The organism is Paenibacillus ihuae (genome assembly GCF_001368795.1).
Taxonomy (GTDB): Bacteria; Bacillota; Bacilli; order Paenibacillales; family Paenibacillaceae; genus Paenibacillus_AQ; species Paenibacillus_AQ ihuae.
This window is the reverse complement of record NZ_LN831198.1, coordinates 2,589,316-2,595,649: the sequence shown is the minus strand read 5'-3', so window position 1 is coordinate 2,595,649 and position 6,334 is coordinate 2,589,316. Positions and strand designations below refer to the sequence as shown.

The following is a 6,334-nucleotide window of genomic DNA, read 5'->3' as shown; positions in this document are numbered from 1 at the left end:
AGCCGTCTGATCATCCAGAACGCCTGTATCACTATGCAATCCGGGGCGAGCTCTTCATTCCTTGGAAAGCTTGACTTAACCGTTAAACAAGGGGAAGTTACAAATTTCTCACACGAGCTTATCCCTCTTTATTCGGAAATTTACGAAGAAGATGCTGAAATTAAAAGCATGATTGATGAATTATTACTTCCCTATCGAGACCAGTTAACGGTACCGAATGGAACGATCCGGACTCTACTTCACAGTATGACACTTCAGGAAGCACGGATCGACCGCCTTATCACCGACGCCTATTTAGCCTATACGGACGCCGATTTTTCCTTCTCCCATGATGGAGGTACGGAGCTCCTGTATTACCCGGAGTAGTAACTATGAACGTTTATACAATACCATTCCAACGAATCCTGAACTATTTATCCTAGAAATGGAGGGGATTCCCTTCTATCGGCCTTGGAACGCAACTTAGAGCAAGTATTCGCTGCCGATCCCTATAAACAAAAAGGAGGTTATATTTTACGCTCCTCGAACCTTATGATGGCTTATAAACCTTACAATCCATCAGGTCACCGTATTCAGCATGCGGAAATCAGAGGAAAATCCATTCAAGAAGATCAAATTTACCGCATTGCCGGGGATGGCTAACAGTTGTTTATGAAACATATAAGCGGTCGAAAGATGCTAAGCGTTGACGAACACGAGGTTCTTAAATCCTATTTTGACCGAAAAGGTGAAGTTATGGTCATGAATCAACCTCATCCATCATTTCTATATAATTCGAACATCAAAAAAGACAGTCCCCCCCTGTCTTTTTGAAGTTACTTCGACTGACGAGCAATGATCATGTAATACTGTTCGGAAGGAAAGAGGATATCCTTCAGGACAAAACCTTGCCTTCTCTCTAAAGAGCCCCAATGGTATTTTGCATGATCTCGTAGTTAATTGCTCCACGGAATATCTCACGAATAACCCCTTGTTCATTGATGAAATAGGTAGTGGGATAGGCTATAACACCATAGTCCATCATTGTGTCTCCTTCTTCGTCCAATACAATAGTGAAGGTTAATCCGAACTCTTCGATAAATGGCCTAATATCTTCGATCTTCTCTTCGGTTGATGTCAAATTAACCCCTAAAATGACCGTATCTTTCTGGAAGTCTTCGTAAAACTGTTTGGTTCTAATTCTAAAAACACTTATTATCTGCCGTAGTGAATTTTGAAATTGAATAGCTTCGATAGCCACCCTCTGTGTATACACCATTTTCTTTGCTATTTACGGTAACGGTTTTCTCGTTCACATTAATTCCCGATACCTCACTATGAATACGAACATCGAGATTAAATTTCCGCCTCTTCATCCAAGCGTCTAAGCCGGGCAGCTGCCGAAGCTCCGTCTGCAACACCGCCAACAATCAGCACTTTCTCTTTCATTATAGTCACCCTTCTTATTGAGTCATTTCATACCCCGCAGGGTATATGAAGTATAATGTTAAATTTGTATAGCTGTTTGAGATATGAGTTACACTCCAGACACTATACATAAAGTGCCGCGATTTGAACATCTTATGTATAACTGTTCAGAAAAGGGAGGTTCAAAAAATGACTCAACTAACCATTATTCAGCAAAACGATACGCATGGGTATATAGAATCCCATGAGGAGTTTTTTTGGAAAGGAGATGCTCCTGAATATCGTCAAGCCGGGGGTTTTGCTCGGATTGCCCGAATTGTAAAAGAAATCAGAAAAAACAATTCAAATGTATTATTCGTTGATAGTGGAGATTTTCTTCATGGAACGGGCCCTTCTGTACTTACGCGAGGCAGCACCATTGTGCCTCTACTCAACGCATTGGAGATTGATGCAGCAGTACCTGGAAATTGGGATTTTGCATATGGTTCCGAACGGCTCCTGCAACTTCAGCAACGATTGGCCTTTCCAATGATTGCTTTCAATCTGAAACACAAAGATAATAATAGTTATGTGTTTAAGCCTTATATCATAAAGGAAACGGATTCCTTGCGACTTGGTATTATCGGGCTAACATACCCATACGTGCATGAAACAATGCCCCCCTCCTTTTCTGGTCATTTATCATTTTCTTTAGGAACAGAGGACTTGCCTGCAGTGATTCAGAAACTAAAAAAAGAAGAACGAGTGGATCTGATTATTGTCGTTAGCCATTTGGGCTTGCCCTTGGATGTGAAGTTAGCCTCTCAGGTTCCTGGCATAGATATTATATTAAGCGGTCATAGTCATGATCGGCTTAGCCAGCCTATCATCCATAAAGGCTGCATCATTATTCAGTCGGGGGCAAGCGGTTCATTTCTTGGAAAGCTTGTAGTAAGCATTGAACAAGGAAAACTAACGGACTATAAGCATGAACTTATTCCTATTTATGCGGATCGTTACGAAGAAGACGCTGAAATGAAGTTCATGATCGATGAATCATTATTTCCATTTCGAGACCAGTTATCAGAAGCGGTTGGAACAATCCGTACTCCGCTGCATAGAATGACGCTTCAGGAAGCACCTATGGACCGCCTTATCACCGACGCGTATTTAGCCCACATGGACGCCGACGTATCCTTCTCCCACGGATGGAGATATGGGGCGCCTGTATTACCAGGGATCGTAACAATGAATGATTTATACAATATGATTCCCACGAATCCTGAACTCTTTATTCTGGAGATGGATGGTGCATCCCTTTTTTCAGCATTGGAACGAAATTTGGAGCAAGTATTCGCTGCCGATCCCTACCAACAGAAAGGTGGTTATATTTTACGCTCCTCGAACCTCATGATGGCCTATAAACCATACAATCCACAGGGACATCGGATACAACATATGGAGATAAAAGGAAAATTAGTTCAAGGAGATCGAATATACCGCATTGCCGGTGCAGGTGAACAATTATTTATGAAACATTCTGTCAGTCGTAAAATGCAAAATGTTCATGCTCATGATGTCCTGAAAGAATACTTTGCCCGCAAAGGAGAGATTACAATTAATGATAGCCCCTTTATTATCTCTATATAATTGAAAGCATTACAAAGGCAGGAAGTAATCATCCTGCCTTGCAAATGCCCTTTTGAACTAATAAACAAGAAAATTCGCTCTCAGTGATGATAAAAGTTATTAGGATATCGGCAAAGTAAACCAGAAGGTATATTTGCTATTGTCACTTTGTAGGCCAACTTCCCCATTGTGCTGCTCAACAATTTCCTTAACAATTGCGAGACCGAGCCCGGTTCCTGTGATATCACCCTTACGCGGTCTAAAAGGATCGCCTTTCACAAAACGTTCAAAAAGGAATGGTTGTGCCTCTTCCGAAATAGGTCTCCCATAATTTGCAATTGAAAATTTGTAAATTCCGTTTGCAACCGATCCTTGTATCCATATTTCCTTCCCTATGTCATAAAGGACTGCGTTAGCTACCAAATTAGTGATAACTTGTTTGATCCCTTGCGGGTTTATTCTTATTTCGTAGGGTTCAATATCGTTGTGAAAGTGAATACCTTTCTTAGAAGCGTCCAAACAAAAACTTTGGACTACCTGGTTACATAGTTTTTCAATTTGGATATTCATCTTCTCCTGTTCCGTCAATTGTTTCGCTTCCCAAACAGAAAGGGAATGGAGTTGATCCACTAGTCGAGACAAATGCTGCGATTCTTCATATAGTGAACGGTATAATACCGGATCACCCACAATCACCCCCTCTGTAAGAGCTTCCAAATATCCATTTAAATTGCTTATAGGTGTCCGAAGCTCATGCGAAATGTTACTCATCCACCGTTTGCGATGCTGCTCTTCGCGATGCAGCACCGCTGACATATGATTAAAATGATGAATAAGCCTTCCTAATTCGTCTTCGCCCTGCTGGGTAATCGGTTCAGTCTGCTCTCCCTTCATTACTGACTGTATCGAATGGGTTAGTATATTCAGAGGAGTTAACAGTTTTCGCACGAAGAAAAAGTGAACAAGGCCTCCAACTACGATGGCTAAGAAGCTCGCTCTCCATAAGTAAAATTGCATGACCTGATTAAAGCTTCGAGTTGTTTCTAAACCAACGGTCTCGAATTGTCCTACAGTGACACACGCGAAGTCTTTGAGGGAGAAACCAGCAAGCCAGATCACGATTAGTACGACAATTCCGTTCACAAACATTAGTTTCCATGACAGATGACGTTTCCAGAAGAATAATTTATTCATATCCATTGAACCGATACCCCATTCCACGAATGGTATCAATCATATCTGACGATGCCCCTGCGCCATTAAGTTTCTCGCGCAACTTGCTGACATGAACGTCTATTGTCCGGTCAATAACCTGTTTTTCCTCATAGGGATATAATTCTTGCAGAATTTGATTTCGGTTCAAGACTTGATTGGGATGGCGCAAGAAAAAATACAATAATTGAAACTCGTGATTCGTAAGTGGAACAATCTTTCCGTCATATTTGGCTTCTCCCCGAAGCGGCTTCAAGGTAAGCCCCCTATAACTGATTTTGCTGCATCGGTTTGCGGTTCTTCTCAATATGGTCTCAACCCGGACAACGACCTCTTTGGGGCTAAAGGGTTTTGTAACATAATCGTCCGCGCCCATTTGTAATCCCCAAATCCGTTCTGATTCTTCTACCTTCGCAGTTAGGATCATTAACGGCACATCACTGTTTTGATCGGATCGGATCCATTGACAAATCTCCTCGCCACTCACGTGAGGAAGTATCAAATCAGTAATTACAAAGCAAGGATCCAGTTTCTCAAATACCTCCTTGCCCTCCCTTCCATCTTTTGCTTCAAATACCTCGTAACCCTCATTTTCTAGATAAAGCCTGATCAACTTTCGAATCTTAGCATCATCCTCTATAACCAGCACAGTTTTACCTTTCACAAGAACCTCCCTAATATGAACTTGACTTAACAGTATATATTATTGAAACATTATTAAGTTTCTATAAAGAAAAACCAATGAGTTCGAACTCATTGGTTTTGTTAAGTATACTGAGGTCTATTTTTGAGTCGGACCCTTCCAAGACATCATCCCGCCACGTAGTTCCGCTACACTGGAAAATCCTTTTCGTACAAGTATCTTTGCGGCTTGTTTGCTTCGAATCCCACTCTGACAATACACTAAAACCTTACAATCTTTTGGGATTTCGTCTATATGCTGCTGAAGCTGGCTGAGGGGAATATTTACGGCTCCTTTGATGTGGCCCCGCTTATATTCATGTATTTCCCGAACGTCGATCACCTTGTTTCCCTTGGCTTCGCTTTGAAACTGTTCCGGTGTAAGAGCACGCAGACCTTTCACTGGCGCGTACTGTTTGTATAAAATCCAGAGTACAACTAACGCTAGTATAATATAGAAAAAGTTATTCATTTTCCTTCACCTACCTGCAATCATATTCATAACATTCTCTCTCTCGATTCAGAGGAAGAAAACAATCCTTAACGGCGTATAGTCTGGTAAATCCCCTTCTCGCCAGAATCCTCGCCGCTTTTTTTCTTTGCAGCCAGTTGTGCGAGAATATAATCACTTCATCCTCTGCCGAAAGGTCTTTTTTCCATACAACGGGCAGCCGGCCAACAGAAATATTGATGGATCCGGGAATATGCCCCTCTCTGTACTCGTTCGTATCCCTAACGTCGAGTAATTTCGCTTTGGACCACCGATCTTCCAATAGAGACCATTCCTTGCGATTCACACAGGTAAGGAACGGAACTGGCAAAAGCTGAATCAATATCCACCACAACACCAATAGACTGGCTATATAGAAAATAATCATATGGATATCCCTTCTAATGAAACTCTTTTATCAATCCCGGACAAGTACGCTGTTCCATACGGTTAACCCACCCGTCATGTTAACTACTTTATATCCCTTTTCATACAGCAGCTCGCAAGCCAAACCGCTGCGATTTCCGCTTCGGCACATGATAATGAACTCCTGGCCACGATCTAATTCCTTGTGCCGTTCAATTAATTGGCCCAGCGGAATATGTTTGGCACCTTCAACATGCCCCTCTACCCACTCCGCCAATTCGCGAACATCCAATACATTCAGCGACTTTCCTTTTTGTATTTGTTCAGCTACTTCTTGTGGTGTGACGGCTTTAGGTATTTGAAATGCCATGTGGTTTTCTCTCCTTTTTATTATCGATAATGCATTTGAATTTAATACTAATACCCCTATGGGTATTATAGCCTGCCATTGATACTTTTTCAATGCTTCTTATTGGTAAACAATTTTTTTCGTTATGCAGAACTCTGCACATCCATGAATGAAACGCAGCAACTGCTGGAAACCTCAGTTGCTGCTGAATATCAATATAT

At 41.6% G+C, this 6,334-nt stretch carries 9 protein-coding genes and 1 pseudogene; 3 read left to right on the top strand and 7 right to left on the bottom strand.

Annotated elements, in window-relative coordinates:
- Window positions 1-366 (top strand): annotated as a pseudogene (locus AQR02_RS33065) (hypothetical protein); the annotation flags it as partial.
- 45 nt (window positions 367-411) lie between these two features.
- Window positions 412-642 (top strand): 5'-nucleotidase C-terminal domain-containing protein, encoded by a 231-nt coding sequence (locus AQR02_RS31260; RefSeq protein ID WP_082451808.1) that lies wholly within the window; start codon window positions 412-414, stop codon window positions 640-642.
- Window positions 643-898: 256 nt separating this feature from the next.
- Here the strand turns inward: AQR02_RS31260 and AQR02_RS11710 are convergent, their stop codons facing one another.
- Window positions 899-1,258: a TlpA disulfide reductase family protein gene (locus AQR02_RS11710; protein WP_052098480.1), complete on the bottom strand. Its 360-nt coding sequence runs from the start codon at window positions 1,256-1,258 to the stop codon at window positions 899-901.
- A gap of 338 nt (window positions 1,259-1,596) precedes the next feature.
- Between AQR02_RS11710 and AQR02_RS11705 the strand changes: the two genes are divergently transcribed.
- Entirely contained in the window at window positions 1,597-3,036 is a 1,440-nt protein-coding gene (locus tag AQR02_RS11705; protein ID WP_038696179.1) for a bifunctional metallophosphatase/5'-nucleotidase, read from the top strand.
- Window positions 3,037-3,135: 99 nt separating this feature from the next.
- On the opposite strand, the gene AQR02_RS11700 is transcribed toward AQR02_RS11705, so the two are convergent.
- From AQR02_RS11700 to AQR02_RS33060, 6 genes are all read right to left on the bottom strand, one after another.
- Window positions 3,136-4,215, bottom strand: a complete 1,080-nt coding sequence (locus AQR02_RS11700; protein ID WP_052098479.1) for a sensor histidine kinase — start codon at window positions 4,213-4,215, stop codon at window positions 3,136-3,138.
- A complete protein-coding gene (locus AQR02_RS11695; protein WP_232380839.1) occupies window positions 4,202-4,891 on the bottom strand; it encodes a response regulator transcription factor in 690 nt (229 codons plus the stop codon). Before AQR02_RS11695 ends, AQR02_RS11700 begins: the two co-directional genes overlap by 14 nt.
- Before the next feature lie 117 nt (window positions 4,892-5,008).
- Window positions 5,009-5,380 (bottom strand): rhodanese-like domain-containing protein, encoded by a 372-nt coding sequence (locus tag AQR02_RS11690; RefSeq protein ID WP_038696174.1) that lies wholly within the window; start codon window positions 5,378-5,380, stop codon window positions 5,009-5,011.
- Window positions 5,381-5,390: 10 nt separating this feature from the next.
- Window positions 5,391-5,786 (bottom strand): rhodanese-like domain-containing protein, encoded by a 396-nt coding sequence (locus AQR02_RS11685; RefSeq protein ID WP_052098478.1) that lies wholly within the window; start codon window positions 5,784-5,786, stop codon window positions 5,391-5,393.
- Between the two features lie 30 nt (window positions 5,787-5,816).
- Window positions 5,817-6,134: a rhodanese-like domain-containing protein gene (locus AQR02_RS11680; RefSeq protein WP_038696173.1), complete on the bottom strand. Its 318-nt coding sequence runs from the start codon at window positions 6,132-6,134 to the stop codon at window positions 5,817-5,819.
- A partial coding sequence (locus AQR02_RS33060; RefSeq protein ID WP_209444148.1) for a hypothetical protein occupies window positions 6,115-6,334 on the bottom strand: 220 nt, incomplete at its 5' end. The genes AQR02_RS11680 and AQR02_RS33060, both read right to left, overlap by 20 nt.

Coding starts and splice junctions, on each gene's coding strand:
- AQR02_RS11685 (WP_052098478.1), bottom strand. CDS start 5,786: ATGATTATTTTCTATATAGCCAGTCTATTGGTGTTGTGGTGGATATTG.
- AQR02_RS11710 (WP_052098480.1), bottom strand. CDS start 1,258: ATGGTGTATACACAGAGGGTGGCTATCGAAGCTATTCAATTTCAAAAT.
- AQR02_RS11705 (WP_038696179.1), top strand. CDS start 1,597: ATGACTCAACTAACCATTATTCAGCAAAACGATACGCATGGGTATATA.
- AQR02_RS11690 (WP_038696174.1), bottom strand. CDS start 5,380: ATGAATAACTTTTTCTATATTATACTAGCGTTAGTTGTACTCTGGATT.
- AQR02_RS11700 (WP_052098479.1), bottom strand. CDS start 4,215: ATGGATATGAATAAATTATTCTTCTGGAAACGTCATCTGTCATGGAAA.
- AQR02_RS11680 (WP_038696173.1), bottom strand. CDS start 6,134: ATGGCATTTCAAATACCTAAAGCCGTCACACCACAAGAAGTAGCTGAA.